Source organism: Mycobacterium sp. PDNC021 (assembly GCF_048282635.1).
In the GTDB taxonomy this organism is placed as follows: domain Bacteria; phylum Actinomycetota; class Actinomycetes; order Mycobacteriales; family Mycobacteriaceae; genus Mycobacterium; species Mycobacterium llatzerense.
Map to the genome: position 1 here is coordinate 1,655,458 of NZ_CP182502.1, position 17,331 is coordinate 1,672,788.

Below are 17,331 nucleotides of genomic sequence, written 5' to 3' on the forward strand. Positions count from 1 at the left end.
GGTGTGCATGTGACTCACTATGACGTCGTCGTTCTCGGAGCCGGTCCCGGCGGATATGTCGCCGCCATTCGCGCAGCCCAGCTGGGGCTGACCACCGCCATCGTCGAACCGAAGTACTGGGGCGGCGTCTGTCTCAACGTGGGATGTATCCCATCCAAGGCCCTGCTGCGCAACGCGGAGCTGGCGCACATCTTCAACAAGGAAGCCAAGACGTTCGGCATCAGTGGCGAGGCCAGCTTCGACTTCGGTGCGGCGTTCGACCGCAGCCGCAAGGTCGCCGAGGGCCGCGTCGCGGGCGTGCACTTCCTGATGAAGAAGAACAAGATCACCGAGCTGGAGGGCTACGGCACCTTCACCGGCCCGAACTCGATGAGCGTCGCGCTGAACGCCGGCGGTACCGAGAACATCACCTTCGCCAACGCGATCATCGCGACCGGTTCGTCGGTGCGGCTGGTGCCCGGCACCTCGCTGAGCGAGAACGTCGTCACCTACGAGAAGCAGATCATGACCCGGGAGCTGCCCGGCTCGATCATCATCGCCGGCGCGGGCGCCATCGGCATGGAGTTCGCCTACGTGCTGAAGAACTACGGCGTCGACGTGACCATCGTCGAGTTCCTGCCGCGCGCGCTGCCCAACGAGGACGCCGAGGTCTCCAAGGAGATCGAGAAGCAGTACAAGAAGCTGGGCGTCAAGATTCTCACCGGCACCAAGGTCGAGTCGATCACCGACAATGGCTCGGACGTGACCGTCGTGGTGAGCAAGGACGGCGTCAGCCAGGAGCTCAAGGCCGACAAGGTGTTGCAGGCCATCGGTTTCGGCCCCAACGTCGAGGGCTACGGCCTGGAGACGACGGGTGTCGCACTCACCGACCGCGGCGCCATCGCGATCGACGACTACATGCACACCAACGTCCCGCACATCTACGCGATCGGTGACGTGACCGCCAAGCTGCAGCTCGCGCACGTCGCCGAGGCGCAGGCCGTCGTCGCTGCCGAGACCATCGCCGGTGCCGAGACCCTGGCGCTCGGCGACTACCGCATGATGCCGCGCGCCACGTTCTGCCAGCCGCAGGTCGCCAGCTTCGGGCTCACCGAGGAGCAGGCCAAGGCCGAAGGCTACGACGTCAAGGTCGCCAAGTTCCCGTTCACCGCGAACGGCAAGGCGCACGGCCTGGCCGACCCGACCGGCTTCGTGAAGCTGATCGCCGATGCCAAGTACGGCGAGCTGATCGGCGGGCACCTGATCGGGCCCGATGTGTCCGAGCTGCTGCCCGAGCTGACGCTGGCCCAGAAGTGGGATCTGACCGTCAACGAGCTGGCCCGCAACGTGCACACCCACCCGACGCTGTCGGAGGCGCTGCAGGAGGCCATCCACGGCCTGGCCGGCCACATGATCAACTTCTGAGTCGGTCTTGCGCGCGAATGTTGTTGCCGCGATAGGCGGTTTGGTCGTCGGCCACATGTTGTGGCTGGTGGCCATCTCACTCGCGATGGACACCACCAGGATCAGCTTCTGGGTGCTGGTGATGTCCGGCGTGGTCTTCGTGGTGGCGGGCGCCGCCGTGTTCTTCGCTCGAAAGTTTCAGGAGCGCAAGGCTTTTGCGAAGTCCGCGTTCCTGTGGTGTCTGCCCGTTGCGCCGGTCTTGATGACGCTGGCGGTACTCGGAGTCACCTACCTGTAGCCGAGCGGTCAGTCCGGGAAGTCGAGCGGAATGCGCAGGGTGGCGATGGTCGCCGCGAGCCCGTCGTATTGCGCTGCCAGCAGGCAGAATTCGATGAGCTGCTTGCGATCCAGGTACGACGCCAGCGATTTCCACGTCTGATCGGACACCGATCGGGTGATGACGAATTCGTCGGTGGCGGTGATCAGGACGCGCTGCCGGTCGGTCAGGCCCTCGGCGTCCGGGCCTTCGAAAATCCGGGCCTGCGTCTCGGCGTCGACGCCGCGGCTGCGGGCCAGACGACGGTGCTGCTGCAGCTCGTACTCGCTGCCGCGCAGATGCCCGACGCGCAGGATCACCAACTCGGCATCCTTGAGGCCCAGCTTGCTGCGGCCCAGCAGCATGCCGGAGTAGGGGAGGAACGTCAGGAACAGCAGATGATGCTGGCCGAGGACGTTGAACAGCGTGAACCTCGGTGCCCGGATGGTCTTGGCGCCGATCTTGGCGATGACCCAGTTGAGTGGGCCCAGCTCACGGAAGCCGCCGGGTTCGATGCGGGCCGGCTCGATGGTGTTCACAATTCCCGAGTCTGGCACAGGCGACGGCGTCATAGGGTCGAGCCATGCGAGCGCAGCGCCTCGATAGTGCATCGAGCCGAGGGTGGTGATGAACGGCCGGCGCACGATCGACGAGCAGCGCCAACAACTTGCCTACGCCATCCACGGAGTGCAGCGGGCGCAATGAACATGTGCTGAGTCGCAAATTGGTCGCAAATTGCTGGTAGCGGCGTCTGACGACCTATCGTCTATGGCGTGTTCACTGAGCATTCACCCTTTCTTAAGGAGGGTGTACCGCCCCGGACGAAGGTCGCGATCGGCCTTGCGCTGGTCGCGACGTTCATGTGCGCGCTGCAGGCCACGGCCATGCTGTGTGGATTTCGGGGTCCGCTCGAGCGCTTGATCAGCGATTACGTCGGAACTCCGGCGGGGTTCACGGTGCCCTGGGCGGCCCTGGTGGTGGCGCTCGTCGCGGTACCGCGGCAGTACCGGCTGCCGATTGCCGGCGCTGCGTTCGGGCTCGATGTGCTCTTTGTCGTCGGCCGGGAGTACGTCGGCCTCCCATCGGCGATGGGCAGCGGCGCACTGGTCGTCCTCACCGGGCTGGGTGTGTTTGCGCTGATGCGGTGGACTGGCTCGCAGCGCGACACCGCGCTCAAGGGTGTCGCCACCGGACTGTTGCTCGTGCTCGCCACCAAGGCCGGTGACGCCTGGCTGACCATCACGTCGCTGACGCGTCCCACCGTGCTCGATGAGTTCGCGGTGCGGGCCGACGTCGCCCTCGGGCAGCCGTCCTGGGTGCTGGGGCAGCTGGTCCAGCACCATTCGGTGCTCTACTTCCTCCTGCACTGGGTGTATCTCGAACTCTCGGCCGCCGCGACCGTTGTTGCCATCTATCAGCTGCGGAATGTGACCACCGGTGGACGGTGGCCGCGGCATTTCGTCGTTCGGACCTTCCTCGTGCTCGGTCTGATCGGCCCGCTGATCTATCTGATGTTCCCGTTGGTCGGGCCCACCTACGCGTTCGGCGCGGCCGGCGGCGGATTCCAGGTCGGCGACTTCTGGCCGGCGCTGCTGCCGCCCGTTGACGGGACACCGGCTGCCATCGCCTTCGATACGTCGACCCCGCGCAATTGCATGCCGTCATTGCATACGGCATGGGCGCTGGCAGTGTTCATCCATTCGCGGTCAGGTCCGCGGTGGTTGCGCATCGGCGGCACCTGCTGGCTGGTGGGCACCCTGGCCGCGACCCTGGGCTTCGGCTTCCACTACGGCGTCGACCTGGTGGTCGGTGCGGCGTTGTGCCTGACGGTGGAATCGGCTCTGCGGGAGCCGGTTCGACCGGGTCACCAGGCCCGACTGCGGCTCATCGCCGGTGGTGTAGCCATAATCGCCGGTCTGCTGCTGTGTGTTCGCTACCTGTCCGATTGGATGGCGGCGTACCCGATCATGTTCGGGCTGCTCATCATTGGAGCATTCGCGACGCTGGTCTACGGCTTCTACGCCACGTTCTTCTCGCGTCCGGGCGCACCTGCGCCGGCGATCGAGCGTTTGCCTGGCGAGGCGTCAGACAGTCCGACTGTCTGAGTCGTCGTCACACGCGGGGCAGCCACGTAGTGCCCTTGGGGGACATGACGAATCCGCGTCCCCGAGAATCCTTGCACGCGGTGGTGCGCTTGTCGTCGACGCCGCAGGTCACGCCGTTGACCGTGAGAGTGTGCAAAGGCGGCAGGGTTTTCAGGGCCGGCGTGCGGGCGATGGGCGCATTGGTGGTGTCCAGAGCCGAGTTGGTGGCAATGGAATTCACCCCCGCGGCGGCCGGCGGTACGCCGGGGAAGTTGTTGCCCGTGCAGCCCGCTGCGGCGGGAACGCTGAAGGCACAGGTGATTCCGTCGGGCGTCAAGAAGACGACCTGCGTCGCACGGTGTCCGGGTGTCGAGGCGTCGACCTGGAAGCCGGCCACATCGACCGGGGTGTAGTTGGTCAGATCCGGGAATCGCAGTGTGTCAGTACTAGATTCGGGTCGACAGCACGCGACCGCGACGAGTGCAAACATAGCCGGTGCCACGCGCCTGATCATGGTGCGCCGACCGCATTGACGATCACTTGCTGTGAATCGTAGGGCGCCCCGAGCGGTTCGCCTGCGGCATCGCACCCGGTGTTCCATTGGCTGACGACAAGGTTGAGGTTGGCCAGCGTCGACCCTGGGACGACGTAGCCGCCGTAGGGCTGAAAGATGAAGTTGGGTGCCGCCGGGGTGTGTTGTTGTGCCGCAACGATCACCGGCACCGATCCCGCGAACAGCCGTGTCGGGTCGGTGCTCACCCGGACCTCGACCTGCCAGACGTTCTGGCTGCTGTTGAACGCCGCCAGCACGACCTGCCCGCCGACCTCACGCAAGCTGAGCTCACCGAAGGTCTGCTGCCCACTGAGGATGCGGGGCTCATCCTCCTTTGTGCCCCAATCAGTTCCGGTCCATGGCTGCCAGGAATCCCGGTCCGTGACCGTTGCCGGTGACACCCGGTACAGCGTGACGCCCCGGCTGCGATCGAAGCAATTGCCGACGATGTACACCATGCCGTCACCGGCGAGATAGCCACTGACCTGAGACGGCGCGGCATCGCCCGGCCGCCATGAACCGGGCACGGCCGGCCAGCCGGCAGCTGGATCGTCATTGACCTTGACCAGCCACGAACCCGCCGTCGGAATCAGGGCGGAGGTACCGGCGACCAGCATGTAGGTCGTGTCGTCGACCACGATGGCGCCGCCGGGCAGGGTGTTGGTATCGGCATCGAGTTTCAGTGCTTCGGCGGGCGGCGGGAACAGGATGTTCGGCGCGCCAGGGCCTCCGGTTCGGTTGAAGGGACTGCCGTAGATCGCGCGGCCGTCGTCGTCCCAGCCCGCAACCGGCACGGCGACCGAGCGGTAGTGGTCGCAGTCGGGGCCACCGACCCGGTCGCCCCTGAACGAGTCGCCGAACACCGACACCAACCGGCCATTGGGCAGTGCGATGATCTCGCCGAGGTCTGCCGCGCCGATCCCGGGAATCCCGCGGCGCGCTCCGGTGCCGGCGATCGGGCCGAGGTTCCTGACCGCGCCCGGTGCCACATTGGCGCCGTGGCCGGGCCGGGTACCCGACAGTGCGGTGGCTACGGGGTAGAGCGTCGAAGGCAGTCCGTGCCCAACCCGGGCTGGTGCCTTTGCTCGACGTCGGAAGAGGCGCTGGACGAGGCGGCTCAGGCAGTTCCCCATGGCGTCATGTTAGGTGCGAACCGACCGACTATCCCCGCTTCACCACATACGGCGTCACCGTGCTGCGGTGTTCGTCGAGGTCCAGTGCCCGGCCCAACGCGGGGAACGCCCGCTGCGGGCAGTTGTCCCGTTCGCACACCCGGCAGCCCGAGCCGATGGGGGTCGCGGCCCCGCCGGACAGGTCCAGCCCTTCGGAATAGACGAGCCGATTGGCATGGCGCAGTTCGCAACCCAGCCCGATGGCGAACGTCTTGCCGGGCTGGCCGTACCGCGCGGCCCGTCGTTCCACGGTGCGCGCCACCCACATGTAGTTGCGGCCGTCGGGCATCTGGGCGATCTGCACCAGCATCTTGCCGGGGTTCGCGAACGTCTCGTAGACGTTCCACAGCGGGCAGGTGCCGCCCGAGGAGGAGAAGTGAAATCCGGTGGCGGACTGGCGTTTCGACATGTTCCCGGCCCGGTCGACCCGGACGAACGACAGCGGTACGCCGCGCATCGACGGTCGCTGCAGCGTCGACAGCCGGTGCGCGATGGTCTCGTAACTCACCGAGTGGTAGGCCGACAGCCGCTCGACGTCGTAGCGGAATTCTTCTGCGACAGCGTGGAACTGGCCATAGGGCAGCACGGCGGCGGCGGCAAAATAGTTGGCCAGCCCCATGCGGGCCAGCTTCACCGACTCGTCGCTGGTGAAATTGCCTTCGGCCACCAGGCTTTCCAGCAGGTCGCCGAATTCCAGGTAGGCCAGCTCGGCGGCCAGCTTGAACACGTACTGTCCCGATGAGAGGTGGCCACCGATCTCCAGCGTCCTGGTCTCCGGGTCGTAGCGGTGCAGCACGTTGTCGCCGAGTTCGAGCCGCTGCACGATGCGCACGTGGTGCACGCGGCTCAGCCTCTCGGCGAGCTCGCGGGACAGCTCGGACCTGCGCATGTGCATGCGCAGGATGAATTCCTCGGCCGCGGTGTCGAGTTCGTGGAGGTAGTTCTGCCGTGAGTAGAAGAAGTCGCGCACCTCTTCGTGCGGCATGGTGATGGCGCCGCTGCCGCTGCCGTCGGAGAACCGGTCTTCGGTGGCGGCGGCCAGCTGTGCGGTGGACAGGCGGTAGCGGCGGTGCAGATCGACCATCGCGCGGGCCATCGTCGGGTGGGTGCTGACCAGGTCGGCGATCTCGGGGATGTCGACGTCGACGCCCAGGTCCCGATCCATCAGTGCTTCGCGTAGCTCGGCGACCAGACGGGTGTCGTCCTGGGAGGCGAAGAACGTCGCGTCGACGCCGAACACCTCGGTGATCCGGAGCAGTACGGCGACGCTCAGTGGCCGCACGTCGTGCTCGATCTGGTTGAGGTAGCTGGGCGAGATGTCGAGCATCTGCGCCAGCGCGGCCTGGCTGAAGCCGCGTTCGCCGCGGAGCTGACGCACCCGGGAGCCAACGAAAGTCTTCGCCATGACAGCAGCCTAACAATGATGTGAATACCGCCTTCGCAGAATTGGCAAATCGGCGCTGTGGCAGGATCGGGCCCGCGGGTGAGTTGGGCGATCCAGCCGAGTGGACCCGCCGGGAAAGGGACACCATGACCACCGCGGGGACCGCCGAAAAGACCGTCGAAAAGGCCACTGCCACATTGGCAACGGGGCTGGCCAAGGTCCTGATGCCGGTCCCTGAAGGTCACCCCGACGTGTTCGACACCAGCTGGCCGCTGCGGATGGCCGACGTCGATCGGGACGGCCGACTGCGGTTCGACGGCGCCTGCCGGCACATCCAGGACATCGGCCAGGATCAGCTGCGCCAGATGGGCTACGAAGACGTCCACCCCGCCTGGGTCGTCCGGCGCACCATGGTGGATTTGATCCGCCCCATCGAGCGCGGCGACATCCTGCGACTGCGGCGCTGGTGTTCGGGAACCTCGAACCGGTGGTGTGAGATGCGGGTGCGCATCGACGGCCGCAAGGGCGGGCTGATGGAATCCGAGGCGTTCTGGATCAACATGAACCTCGAGACTCAGGGGCCGGCGCGGATCTCGGACGACTTCCTGGCCGGTCTGAAGCGGACCGCCACCACCGATCGGCTGCGGTGGAAGGGCTACCTCAAGGCCGGTGGCCGTGACGATGCCACCCGGATCGTGGACTACCCGGTCCGCGTCAGCGACATCGACCTGTTCGACCACATGAACAACTCCGTCTACTGGTCGGTGGTCGAGGACTACCTGCAGACCTATCGCCCCGAGCTGTTGGAGGCACCGCTGCGGGTCGCCATCGAGCACGACGCCGCGGTGGCCCTGGGGGAGCGATTGGAGATCATCACGCACGAGTACCCGGCCGGATCGACGGACAAATTCGGTCCGGAGCTATGTGACCGCGGTGTTACAACGCTCACATATGTGGTCGGTGACGAGGTCAAAGCGGTCGCGTGTCTGTTCGCGCTCTGAGTGCGCCGATTTAACAGTACGAGCGTACTGACCAGCGCATTTCGGTTACCAGTCAGTAGCTACTGAACCGGTTAAGCAACGCAGCAAATTCGCAATCTTCGCAACTTGGCTACGACTGTTGGCGAAAGTTGGCACCTGTAGCCGCTGGACCTGCGGGTATGTGCTGTGTCATCGTCGTTATCAGCACACAAGCGAAGTCGCCAAAGCGTTAACAATCGCACTTGTTTCTTGGCGCCCACGGCGACGCGGCCTCACGAAGGAGCACAATGTCCAACGTCGGAAAGCCACGTACCGCCGCTGAGATTCAGCAGGACTGGGACACCAACCCTCGCTGGAAGGGCATCACCCGCGACTACACCGCAGCTCAGGTTGAGGAGCTGCAGGGCAGCGTCGTCGAGGAGAACACCCTCGCGCGTCGTGGTGCCGAAATCCTTTGGGACGGCGTCACCAAGGGCGACGGCTCCTACATCAACGCGCTGGGCGCCCTGACCGGCAACATGGCCGTTCAGCAGGTCCGCGCCGGCCTGAAGGCCATCTACCTGTCGGGTTGGCAGGTCGCCGGTGACGCGAACCTCTCCGGCCACACCTACCCGGACCAGAGCCTGTACCCGGCCAACTCGGTGCCGGCCGTCGTCCGCCGCATCAACAACGCCCTGCTGCGCGCCGACGAGATCGCCCGCGTCGAGGGTGACAAGAGCGTCGACAACTGGCTGGTGCCGATCGTCGCCGACGGTGAAGCCGGCTTCGGTGGCGCCCTGAACGTCTACGAACTGCAGAAGGCCATGATCGCCGCGGGTGCCGCCGGTACCCACTGGGAGGACCAGCTGGCGTCGGAGAAGAAGTGTGGCCACCTCGGTGGCAAGGTGCTGATCCCGACCCAGCAGCACATCCGCACCCTGACCTCGGCCCGCCTGGCCGCCGACGTCGCGGGCACCCCGACCGTCGTCATCGCCCGGACCGACGCCGAGGCCGCCACCCTGATCACCTCGGACGTGGACGACCGCGACAAGCCGTTCGTCACCGGTGAGCGCACCGCTGAGGGCTTCTACAACATCCAGAAGGGCATCGAGCCCTGCATCGCGCGTGCCAAGGCCTACGCCCCGTACGCCGACATGATCTGGATGGAGACCGGCGTGCCGGACCTCGAGGTCGCCCGCAAGTTCGCCGAGGCCGTCAAGGCTGACTTCCCGGACCAGCTGCTGTCCTACAACTGCAGCCCGTCGTTCAACTGGAAGCAGGCGCTGGACGACTCGACCATCGCCAAGTTCCAGAAGGAACTGGGTGCCATGGGCTTCACGTTCCAGTTCATCACCCTGGCCGGCTTCCACGCCCTGAACTACTCCATGTTCGACCTGGCCTACGGCTACGCCCGCGAGGGCATGACCGCCTACGTCGACCTGCAGGAGCGCGAGTTCGCGGCCGAGGAGCGGGGCTACACCGCCACCAAGCACCAGCGTGAGGTCGGCGCCGGCTACTTCGACAAGATCGCCACCACCGTGGACCCGAACACCTCGACCGCAGCTCTGAAGGGCTCGACCGAAGAGGGCCAGTTCCACTGAGCTTGCGAAGTGGAACCGAGGGCTTGAGTCACTGAGCCGTTTGGTTTTGATATGGCAGGCCCCGCTCAGGATCTGGGCGGGGCCTGTCGCATATCTTCAGAAGTAATCACGAGGAGAGGACAGCGGTGAGCAACGCAATCGAACGAGTCGGGGTCATCGGGGCCGGGCAGATGGGCGGCGGCATCGCCGAGGTCTGCATCAAGGCAGGCGCACAGGTCCTGGCGTTCGAGCCGACCGAGGCGCTGACCACCGCCGGCCGGGAGCGGATCACCAAGTCGCTGGACAACGCGGTCAAGAAGGGCAAGCTGTCCGAGGCCGACCGCGACGCCGCGCTGGGTCGTCTGAGCTTCACGAACGACCTGGCCGACATGGCCGACCGCCAGCTCGTGATCGAGGCGATCGTCGAAGACGTCAACGTCAAGGCGAAGGTTTTCTCTCAGCTTGACGAGATCATCACCGACCCCGCGGCCGTGCTGGCGTCGAACACGTCGTCCATCCCGATCATGCGCATCGCCGCCGCCACCAAGAACCCGAGCCGCGTGCTCGGTCTGCACTTCTTCAACCCGGTGCCGGTGCTGCCGCTGGTCGAGCTCATCTCCTCGGTGACGACCGCCCCCGAAGCCGCCGCGCGCGTCGAGACCTTCGCCGGCGAGGTGCTGGGCAAGAAGGTCGTTCGGGCGGCGGATCGCTCGGGCTTCGTTGTCAACTTCCTGCTGGTTCCCTACCTGCTGGCAGCCATCCGGATGGCCGAGTCGGGCTTCGCCACCGTCGAGGACATCGACACCGCCGTCGTCGCCGGCTTGTCGCATCCGATGGGCCCGCTGAAGCTTGCCGACCTGGTGGGCCTGGACACCATGAAGCTGATCGCCGACTCCATGTACGACGAGTACAAGGAGCCGCTGTACGCGGCCCCGCCGTTGCTGCTGCGCATGGTCGAGGCCGGGCAGCTCGGCAAGAAGTCTGGCAAAGGCTTCTACACCTATTGACAGACGCCGGGTTGGAGCCTGGCAGTAATTTTCGTTAACCTTGCGTGCGGGTCGTTTTTCGCTGGGCCCGTTAGGGCATGCGCACGCACGGATATGTCATCCGGCCGCACCAGGCCGTGGCGCCTCCCGCGACAGCGAACGTAACCGCAAAGGATAGATACCGATATGTCACAAGCCGACATCGATTTGACCCCCCATTACGAGGAGTCGCAGTCGATCTACGACATCTCGAACGAGTTCTTCGCACTGTGGCTCGGCCCGACGATGGGCTACACCTGCGGCTACTACGAGCGCGAGGACATGACGCTCGAGGAGTCGCAGAACGCCAAGTTCGACCTGGCGCTGGGCAAGCTGGACCTGAAGCCGGGCATGACCCTCCTCGACATCGGCTGTGGCTGGGGCGGCTGCCTCGAGCGCGCCATCACCCAGTTCGACGTCAACGTCATCGGCATCACCCTGAGCAAGGAACAGTCGGAGTGGGCCCGCGCGCGGCTGGCCAAGGTCGACACCAACCGCAGCATCGAGATCCGGATGCAGGGCTGGGAAGAGTTCGACGAGCCCGTCGACCGCATCGTCTCGATCGGCGCTTTCGAGGCCTTCAAGCAGGAGCGCTACCCGATCTTCTTCGAGCGCGCCTACAACATCCTGCCGGAGAACGGCGGCCGGATGCTGCTGCACACCATCCTGGCGCACACCCAGCAGTTCTTCCGCGAGAACGGCATCAAGCTGACCATCAGCGACCTGAAGTTCATGAAGTTCATCGGCGACGTGATCTTCCCCGGCGGGCAGCTGCCGGCGGTCGAGGACATCGAGGTGCTCGCCGCGAACTCGGGCTTCACCCTGGAACGCACCCACCTGCTGCGTCCGCACTACGCGCGCACGCTGGATATGTGGGCCGCCAACCTCGCCGCCAACAAGGACGAGGCCATCGCCATGCAGGGCCAGGAGATCTACGACCGGTACATGAAGTATCTGACCGGTTGCGCCGACTTCTTCCGCCGCGGCATCACCAACATCGGCCAGTTCACTCTGGTCAAGTAGCTTTTCAAACCAAGAGCCGTTCCCGACGATGCCGGGGGCGGCTTTCGGTTTTCCGCCCTAGGCCTCCGCCAGCCGCTTCTTCTCTGCCTCGACATCGAAATCGGCTGGGGGCCAAGACAGTTGGAGCTGTTCGAGCGCTTCGATCAACAGCTCGGTGATGGCCAGCCGGGAGTACCACTTGCGGTTGCACGGCACGACGTGCCACGGCGCATGCGCGGTGGAGGTGCGGTCCAGCACGGCCTGATACGCCTCTTGGTACTTCGGCCACAGCAGGCGCTCATCGATGTCGGCGGGGTTGTACTTCCAGTACTTGTCCGGCCGGTCGAGCCGCTCCGAGAGCCGCTTCTTCTGCTCGTCGAGCGAGACGAACATCGCGACCTTGATGATCGTCGTCCCGGCGTCGGTCAGCTCCCGCTCGAAGGCGTTGATCTCGTCGTACCGGCCTTCCCATACCGACGGCGGCACCAGGTCGTGCACCCGCACGATCAGCACGTCCTCGTAGTGCGACCGGTCGAAGACGCCGATGTGCCCGGCCGGCGGCACCGCCTTCTGGATGCGCCAAAGGTAGTGATGTGACAGCTCTTCCGGGGTGGGTTTGCCGAAGGCGGAGTACCAGATCCCTTGCGGATTACCGGCTCCCACAACATGTTTGACGATTCCGCCTTTGCCGGCGGTGTCCATGCCCTGCAAGACCAGCAGCACGGACCGGCGGTCCCCGGAGCGGCTGTTCGCGTACAGCATCTCCTGCAGCTCGGCGAACCGCTCATTGCGTTCGGTCTGCAGATCGGGGGCGTCGGCCTTGCTGCCGCGGAACCCGGGGGTGGCGTCCGGGTCGATGTCGGCCACCCGGTGACCGGGTTTGAACTCAAGGTGCTTGTGCGGTTCGTGGGTCCACAGCGACGGCAGATCGGAGGTCACGCCGCTCAGTGAATCAGATGCGGCGGGATCGTCGGGGACGGATGCGGTTGCGCGTTGAATTCCTGCAATGACCCGCCGACTTCGACGGCGCCCCGCAGCGCGCCCCAGGACAACAAGGTCAGGTAGTCGATGAGTTGTTCAGCGGTCATCCGGCGATTGGACATCCACGAGTGGGTGGCCAGCTGCACGCCGCCGACGGTGTGGAACGCGAAGGCGTCGACGCCGCCGGTGTCCATCCCGGCGTGCGCCATGCGTCGGCGCAGCACGACGGCGAGCATCCGCGCGATGATCTGTTCCGAGTCGGCGATGGCTTTGCTCTTGCTCGCCGAGCTGTTGGCGAACACGAACGGATAGATCTCGGGCTCCGCGGCGACGGTGTCGACGTACACGCGGATGATCTCCCGGGTGAGTTCGAAGCCGTCCAGGTTCGACGACAGCGCCGATGCCATGTTGGGGATCAGCGTGGTTTGCGCGAAGCGCATCATCACCGCGGTGGTGAGGTCGTTCTTGTCGACGAAGTAGCGGTACAGCACGGTCTTCGACACGCCGATCTCGGCCGCGATCTCGTCCATGCTGACGTTGCTGCCGCGGCGCCGGACGGCTTCGAGTGTGCCGTCGACCAGTTCATTGCGGCGATCGACCTTGTGTTGATGCCAGCGTCGTTTGCGCCCGTCGGCTTTTGCCGACGAGGGTGCGTTTTGCTGTGCCACGGTCGCAGTACGTCCATTCCGCTAGATCAGCTTGATAATACGGGGCGCCTGTTGCGGGCATGCAGGATGATGGAAGCGTGGCACACCGACCCAGGCCGGGACCTGGACCCCATCCAAGGCATCAGGCATCCCTCGAACCGCACGTCAGCCTCGCGGAGTCGTTTGCCGGCGCCGACCAGACGGCCGACGAAGAGCGGCGCCGTAACCTGCGCCGGATGAAAGCGGTCGCGCTGAGCTTCCTGCTGGGTGCGACGGTGTTGTTTGCCGTGTGTACATGGTTGCAGGCCCGGGGCGGCGCGTACAGCTGGACCGGTCCATGGGTGGGATATGTGCGGGCCGGTGCCGAGGCGGGCATGGTCGGTGCGCTGGCCGACTGGTTCGCCGTGACGGCGCTGTTCCGTCATCCGCTGGGCATCCCCATCCCGCACACCGCGATCATTCCGCGCAAGAAAGACCAGCTCGGCGAGGGCTTGGGCACCTTCGTGCGCGAGAACTTCATGTCGCAGGAAGTGGTCGAGACGAAGCTGCGCGACGCCCAGGTGGCCAGCCGGCTGGGCAAGTGGCTGTCGGAACCGGTGCACGCGGCACGGGTGGCCGCCGAGGCGTCGACGGTGCTGCGGGTGCTGGTGGAGCTACTGCGCGACGAAGACGTGCAGCACGTGCTGGACCGGATGATCGTCAAGCGGATCGCGGAACCGCAGTGGGGCCCGCCGATCGGCCGGGTGCTGGAGAGCCTGCTGGCCGAGCGACGCCAGGAGGCGCTGCTGCAGCTGCTGGCCGACCGCGCGTTCCAGTGGTCACTCAATGCCGGCGAGATCATCGAGCGCGTCATCGAGCGGGATTCGCCGACGTGGTCGCCGCGCTGGGTCGACCACCTGGTGGGCGACCGCATCCACCGCGAGCTGATGGACTTCACCGACAAGGTGCGGCGCAACCCCGAGCACGAGCTGCGGATGTCGGCCACGAAGTTCCTCTTCGACTTCGCCGACGATCTGCAGAACGACGAGGACACGATCGCGCGGGCCGAACGGATCAAGGAACAGATCCTGGCGCGCGACGAGGTGGCGCGGGCGGCGGAGACGGCGTGGAGCACCGCCAAGCGCATCATCCTCGAATCGGTGGACGATCCATCGTCAGTTTTGCGCACCCGGATTGCAGATTCGGTGGTGCGGATCGGGGAGTCTCTGCGGGACGACGCGGAGCTGCGGGACAAAGTTGACGACTGGCTCGTCAGGGGCGCAAAACACCTTGTTGCGCAATATGGGACGGAGATCACAGCGATCATCACGGAGACCATCGAGCGTTGGGACGCCGACGAAGCGAGCCGGCGGATCGAGCTCCATGTGGGTCGTGACCTGCAGTTTATTCGGATCAACGGCACGGTCGTCGGATCGTTGGCCGGGCTGGTCATATACACGGTCGCCGAGCTTTTCCTCTGATCGTGCTAGCGAGCGCTTGCAAGCGCTTGCAATAGTTAGCACCCTCTTTTACCGTTGTTTTTGTACAGATCGCCCACCAAAAGCGGTCGACGAAGACAGGGGAACGACATGGCGCAGGATGCAGACATCGCCGCCGTCATGTCGAATGCAGCTCAGGACATCGGCAGCTTCATCCGCACCCAGCGGGAGGCTGCGCAGGTCTCGGTCCGCCAGCTCGCTGAGAAGGCGGGCGTCAGCAACCCCTACCTGAGCCAGATCGAGCGTGGCCTGCGCAAGCCGTCGGCCGATGTGCTGAACCAGATCGCCAAGGCGCTCAGGGTTTCGGCCGAGGTGCTCTACGTACGGGCCGGAATCCTGGAGCCCAGTGCCGCCGGCGAGGTGCGTGACGCCATCATCGCCGACCTCTCGATCACCGAGCGGCAGAAGCAGGTGCTGCTCGATATCTACACATCCTTCCGGCAGCAGAACGATGCCGAATCCAAACCGCTTCCTGATCAGCCTGAATTGGAAGCCGCCAGTGAGGAGCAGACAACGACGACTGAGACTCACCAAGTAGCGAACTGACCAACGCAGTACCCGAGAAAGGAAACAACGAACATGGCAGAGAACAAAGAGACCGCCCAGCCCACCATCGAGGACCTCAAGGCCCCCCTGTTCGCCGCCGTCGGCGCTGCGGACCTGGCGCTGGCCACCGTCAACGAGATCGTCGCGAGCCTGCGTGAGCGTGCCGAAGAGGCCCGCACCGATGCCAACGCGCGCGTCGAAGAGGGCCGTGCCCGCCTGACCAAGCTGCAGGAAGAACTGCCGGGCCAGGTTGAGGAGCTGCGCGAGAAGTTCAGCACCGACGAGCTGCGCAAGGCCGCCGAGACCTACGCCGAGAACGCTCAGAACACCTACAACAAGCTGGTCGAGCGCGGCGAGGCCGCCCTGGAGCGCCTGCGCGCCCAGTCGTCCATCGAGAGCGTTCGTGAGCGCGTCGAGGACGTCCGTGAGCGTGTCGAGGACGTGCGCGAGCAGGTCACCGAGCTGACCCAGGACGCCCTGGGCAACGTTGCCAGCCAGACCCGCGCGGTCGGCGAGCGCGCCGCCAAGCTGGTCGGCGTCGAGCTGCCTGAGAAGGACGAGGCCCCGGCCGCCAAGAAGGCCGCTCCGGCCAAGAAGGCTCCGGCTGCCAAGAAGGCCGCTCCGGCCAAGGCTGCTGCGACCAAGGCCGCCCCGGCCAAGGCGGCTGCCAAGGCTCCGGCCAAGAAGGCCGCTCCGGCCAAGAAGGTCACCCAGAAGTAATCAGGTTCGACGTCAAGGACGTAACCCACATAGGCTGAGGGCGTGTACCTCGGAAGCCTGGTGGGTTACGTCCTTTTCGCGTTGCAGATCGCGGTGCTCGCCACGACTGTCTACGCGTTCGTGCATGCCGCCATGCAGCGTCCGGATGCCTATACCGCCGTCGACAAACTGACCAAGCCGGTATGGCTGGCGATCCTGGGCGGCGGCGCGGTCCTGGGCTGGATCATCGGCCCGCCGGTGGGCGCGGCCATCGCGGCCTGTGCCACCGGTGTCTACCTGGTCGACGTGAAGCCCAAACTCCTTGAGGTCCAAGGGAAATCCCGGTAATCGGTGCGTTCGATCCGGTTCGCGGTCCTGGCGGCCGCCGCGTTGGCGCTGGCCCCGCAGGCTTTGGCCGACCCCGTTGATCCCGCCGAACCGACTCCACAACCCGTTCCGCCGCCGCCCTACGTCGACCACACCCGGTGGACGCAATGGGACGGCGCGTCGAGCCTACGGGTGTATCCGACATGGGCCGGCCGGCGCGCGTCCGGCCTCGGCGCCACAGCGCCGGGAGACGAGGCCTGGTCCGAGGTCCTGAACTCGGCGCCTGACGCCGACACCCCCGGGATGCGTGCCCAGTTCATGTGCCACTGGTACTTCGCCGAAGCCGCCGCGCCCGACAAGACCAGCTGGAACCTCGAGCCGTGGCGCCCGGTGGTCGACGACACACAGATGGTGAAAGCGCGTTGCAATCCCGGTGGCACAGAGGAGCCGTTCTGATGAGTTGGACCCGCGAGCAGGTGGCCGCACTGGTCGACCACACCCTGCTCAAGCCCGAGGCGACCGCCGCGGACGTCGCGAGCCTGTGCTGGGAGGCCGCTGATCTGGGCGTCTGCGCGGTCTGTGTGTCCCCGTCGATGCTGACCGCGGTCGAGGTGCCCGAGCGCGTCAAGATCGCCACCGTCGTGGGATTCCCGTCGGGCAAGCATGATTCGCAGATCAAGGCCCGCGAGGCGGCACTGTCGGTCGTCGGTGCCGACGGCCGGCGCGGAGCCGACGAGGTCGACATGGTGATCGACGTGGGCGCTGCCATCTCAGGTGACATCTCGGCGGTGTTCGCCGACATCTCCGCGGTCCGCGGGGCCGCCCCGACGGCCGTGCTGAAGGTGATCGTCGAGTCCGCGGCGCTGCTGAACCTCGCCGGCGCGCCGACGCTGGCCGACGTCTGCCGCGCGGCGGCCGACGCGGGCGCCGATTTCGTGAAGACCTCCACCGGATTCCACCCCGCGGGCGGTGCGTCCGTGCAGGCCGTCGAGATCATGGCGCAGACCGTCCCGGCCCTGGGCGTCAAGGCCAGCGGTGGCATCCGTACCGCTGATGACGCGCTGGCCATGTTGGCTGCCGGCGCCACCCGGCTCGGTCTGTCCGGTACCCGCGCCGTCCTCGACGGGCTGGGCTAGCGATTTCGGCGTGATTCGTAGCGGTTACCGCTACGAATCACGCCGAAATCACTGTTGGA

19 protein-coding genes are annotated in these 17,331 nt (G+C 65.9%); 13 read left to right on the forward strand and 6 right to left on the reverse strand.

What is annotated here, in order from left to right; genetic code table 11:
• The first annotated feature begins 9 nt into the window (after positions 1-9).
• Together lpdA and ACNO8X_RS07685 are read left to right on the forward strand one after the other, a co-directional pair.
• Entirely contained in the window at positions 10-1,404 is a 1,395-nt protein-coding gene (gene lpdA, locus ACNO8X_RS07680) for a dihydrolipoyl dehydrogenase (RefSeq protein WP_260936877.1), read from the forward strand.
• Positions 1,405-1,471: 67 nt separating this feature from the next.
• Positions 1,472-1,681, forward strand: coding sequence for a hypothetical protein (locus tag ACNO8X_RS07685; protein ID WP_308204067.1), 210 nt, complete (start codon positions 1,472-1,474; stop codon positions 1,679-1,681).
• 8 nt (positions 1,682-1,689) lie between these two features.
• Here ACNO8X_RS07685 and ACNO8X_RS07690 read toward each other — a convergent pair whose 3' ends face one another.
• Positions 1,690-2,238, reverse strand: coding sequence for a carboxymuconolactone decarboxylase family protein (locus ACNO8X_RS07690; protein ID WP_204354741.1), 549 nt, complete (start codon positions 2,236-2,238; stop codon positions 1,690-1,692).
• Between the two features lie 234 nt (positions 2,239-2,472).
• Here ACNO8X_RS07690 and ACNO8X_RS07695 point away from each other — a divergent pair, with 234 nt between their 5' ends.
• Complete coding sequence (locus ACNO8X_RS07695; RefSeq protein ID WP_418004818.1) at positions 2,473-3,804, forward strand: DUF5933 domain-containing protein; 1,332 nt, start codon at positions 2,473-2,475, stop codon at positions 3,802-3,804.
• A 7-nt stretch (positions 3,805-3,811) separates the two neighbouring features.
• On the opposite strand, the gene ACNO8X_RS07700 is transcribed toward ACNO8X_RS07695, so the two are convergent.
• The 3 genes from ACNO8X_RS07700 to ramB are packed head-to-tail and all read right to left on the reverse strand — an operon-like array spanning position 3,812 to position 6,913.
• Entirely contained in the window at positions 3,812-4,285 is a 474-nt protein-coding gene (locus tag ACNO8X_RS07700; RefSeq protein ID WP_418004819.1) for a hypothetical protein, read from the reverse strand.
• Positions 4,286-4,293: 8 nt separating this feature from the next.
• Entirely contained in the window at positions 4,294-5,469 is a 1,176-nt protein-coding gene (locus ACNO8X_RS07705; protein ID WP_418004820.1) for a DUF4185 domain-containing protein, read from the reverse strand.
• A gap of 28 nt (positions 5,470-5,497) precedes the next feature.
• Positions 5,498-6,913 carry an acetate metabolism transcriptional regulator RamB gene (gene ramB / locus ACNO8X_RS07710; RefSeq protein WP_418004821.1) on the reverse strand — a complete coding sequence of 472 codons (1,416 nt, stop codon included), beginning with the start codon at positions 6,911-6,913 and terminating at the stop codon, positions 5,498-5,500.
• 203 nt (positions 6,914-7,116) lie between these two features.
• On the opposite strand from ramB, the gene ACNO8X_RS07715 reads away from it, so the two are divergent.
• The 4 genes from ACNO8X_RS07715 to ACNO8X_RS07730 all read left to right on the forward strand — a co-directional run bounded on the left by ACNO8X_RS07715 (position 7,117) and on the right by ACNO8X_RS07730 (position 11,479).
• The gene (locus ACNO8X_RS07715) at positions 7,117-7,893 is read left to right on the forward strand and encodes an acyl-ACP thioesterase domain-containing protein (RefSeq protein ID WP_418005814.1); all 777 of its coding nucleotides are present in this window, start codon (positions 7,117-7,119) and stop codon (positions 7,891-7,893) included.
• A gap of 266 nt (positions 7,894-8,159) precedes the next feature.
• Positions 8,160-9,452: an isocitrate lyase gene (aceA, locus tag ACNO8X_RS07720; RefSeq protein WP_043401298.1), complete on the forward strand. Its 1,293-nt coding sequence runs from the start codon at positions 8,160-8,162 to the stop codon at positions 9,450-9,452.
• Between the two features lie 125 nt (positions 9,453-9,577).
• Positions 9,578-10,438: a 3-hydroxybutyryl-CoA dehydrogenase gene (locus ACNO8X_RS07725; RefSeq protein ID WP_418004822.1), complete on the forward strand. Its 861-nt coding sequence runs from the start codon at positions 9,578-9,580 to the stop codon at positions 10,436-10,438.
• A gap of 165 nt (positions 10,439-10,603) precedes the next feature.
• Positions 10,604-11,479, forward strand: coding sequence for a cyclopropane mycolic acid synthase family methyltransferase (locus tag ACNO8X_RS07730; RefSeq protein ID WP_418004823.1), 876 nt, complete (start codon positions 10,604-10,606; stop codon positions 11,477-11,479).
• A gap of 57 nt (positions 11,480-11,536) precedes the next feature.
• Here the strand turns inward: ACNO8X_RS07730 and ACNO8X_RS07735 are convergent, their stop codons facing one another.
• Both ACNO8X_RS07735 and ACNO8X_RS07740 read right to left on the reverse strand, forming a co-directional pair.
• The gene (locus tag ACNO8X_RS07735; protein WP_418004824.1) at positions 11,537-12,397 is read right to left on the reverse strand and encodes a polyphosphate kinase 2 family protein; all 861 of its coding nucleotides are present in this window, start codon (positions 12,395-12,397) and stop codon (positions 11,537-11,539) included.
• A gap of 5 nt (positions 12,398-12,402) precedes the next feature.
• Positions 12,403-13,107, reverse strand: coding sequence for a TetR/AcrR family transcriptional regulator (locus ACNO8X_RS07740; protein ID WP_043401309.1), 705 nt, complete (start codon positions 13,105-13,107; stop codon positions 12,403-12,405).
• Between the two features lie 59 nt (positions 13,108-13,166).
• Between ACNO8X_RS07740 and ACNO8X_RS07745 the strand changes: the two genes are divergently transcribed.
• The 6 genes from ACNO8X_RS07745 to deoC all read left to right on the forward strand — a co-directional run bounded on the left by ACNO8X_RS07745 (position 13,167) and on the right by deoC (position 17,272).
• Positions 13,167-14,546, forward strand: a complete 1,380-nt coding sequence (locus tag ACNO8X_RS07745) for a DUF445 domain-containing protein (protein ID WP_418004825.1) — start codon at positions 13,167-13,169, stop codon at positions 14,544-14,546.
• Between the two features lie 108 nt (positions 14,547-14,654).
• Positions 14,655-15,110 (forward strand): helix-turn-helix transcriptional regulator, encoded by a 456-nt coding sequence (locus tag ACNO8X_RS07750; RefSeq protein WP_043401313.1) that lies wholly within the window; start codon positions 14,655-14,657, stop codon positions 15,108-15,110.
• Positions 15,111-15,143: 33 nt separating this feature from the next.
• Positions 15,144-15,830 (forward strand): heparin-binding hemagglutinin, encoded by a 687-nt coding sequence (locus tag ACNO8X_RS07755; protein ID WP_418004826.1) that lies wholly within the window; start codon positions 15,144-15,146, stop codon positions 15,828-15,830.
• A 42-nt stretch (positions 15,831-15,872) separates the two neighbouring features.
• The gene (locus tag ACNO8X_RS07760) at positions 15,873-16,157 is read left to right on the forward strand and encodes a DUF2516 family protein (RefSeq protein ID WP_020101171.1); all 285 of its coding nucleotides are present in this window, start codon (positions 15,873-15,875) and stop codon (positions 16,155-16,157) included.
• Positions 16,158-16,169: 12 nt separating this feature from the next.
• Positions 16,170-16,592, forward strand: coding sequence for a DUF2599 domain-containing protein (locus ACNO8X_RS07765; RefSeq protein ID WP_418005815.1), 423 nt, complete (start codon positions 16,170-16,172; stop codon positions 16,590-16,592).
• Entirely contained in the window at positions 16,592-17,272 is a 681-nt protein-coding gene (gene deoC / locus ACNO8X_RS07770; RefSeq protein WP_418004827.1) for a deoxyribose-phosphate aldolase, read from the forward strand. The genes ACNO8X_RS07765 and deoC overlap by 1 nt, the downstream gene beginning before the upstream one ends.
• Positions 17,273-17,331: the final 59 nt, after the last annotated feature.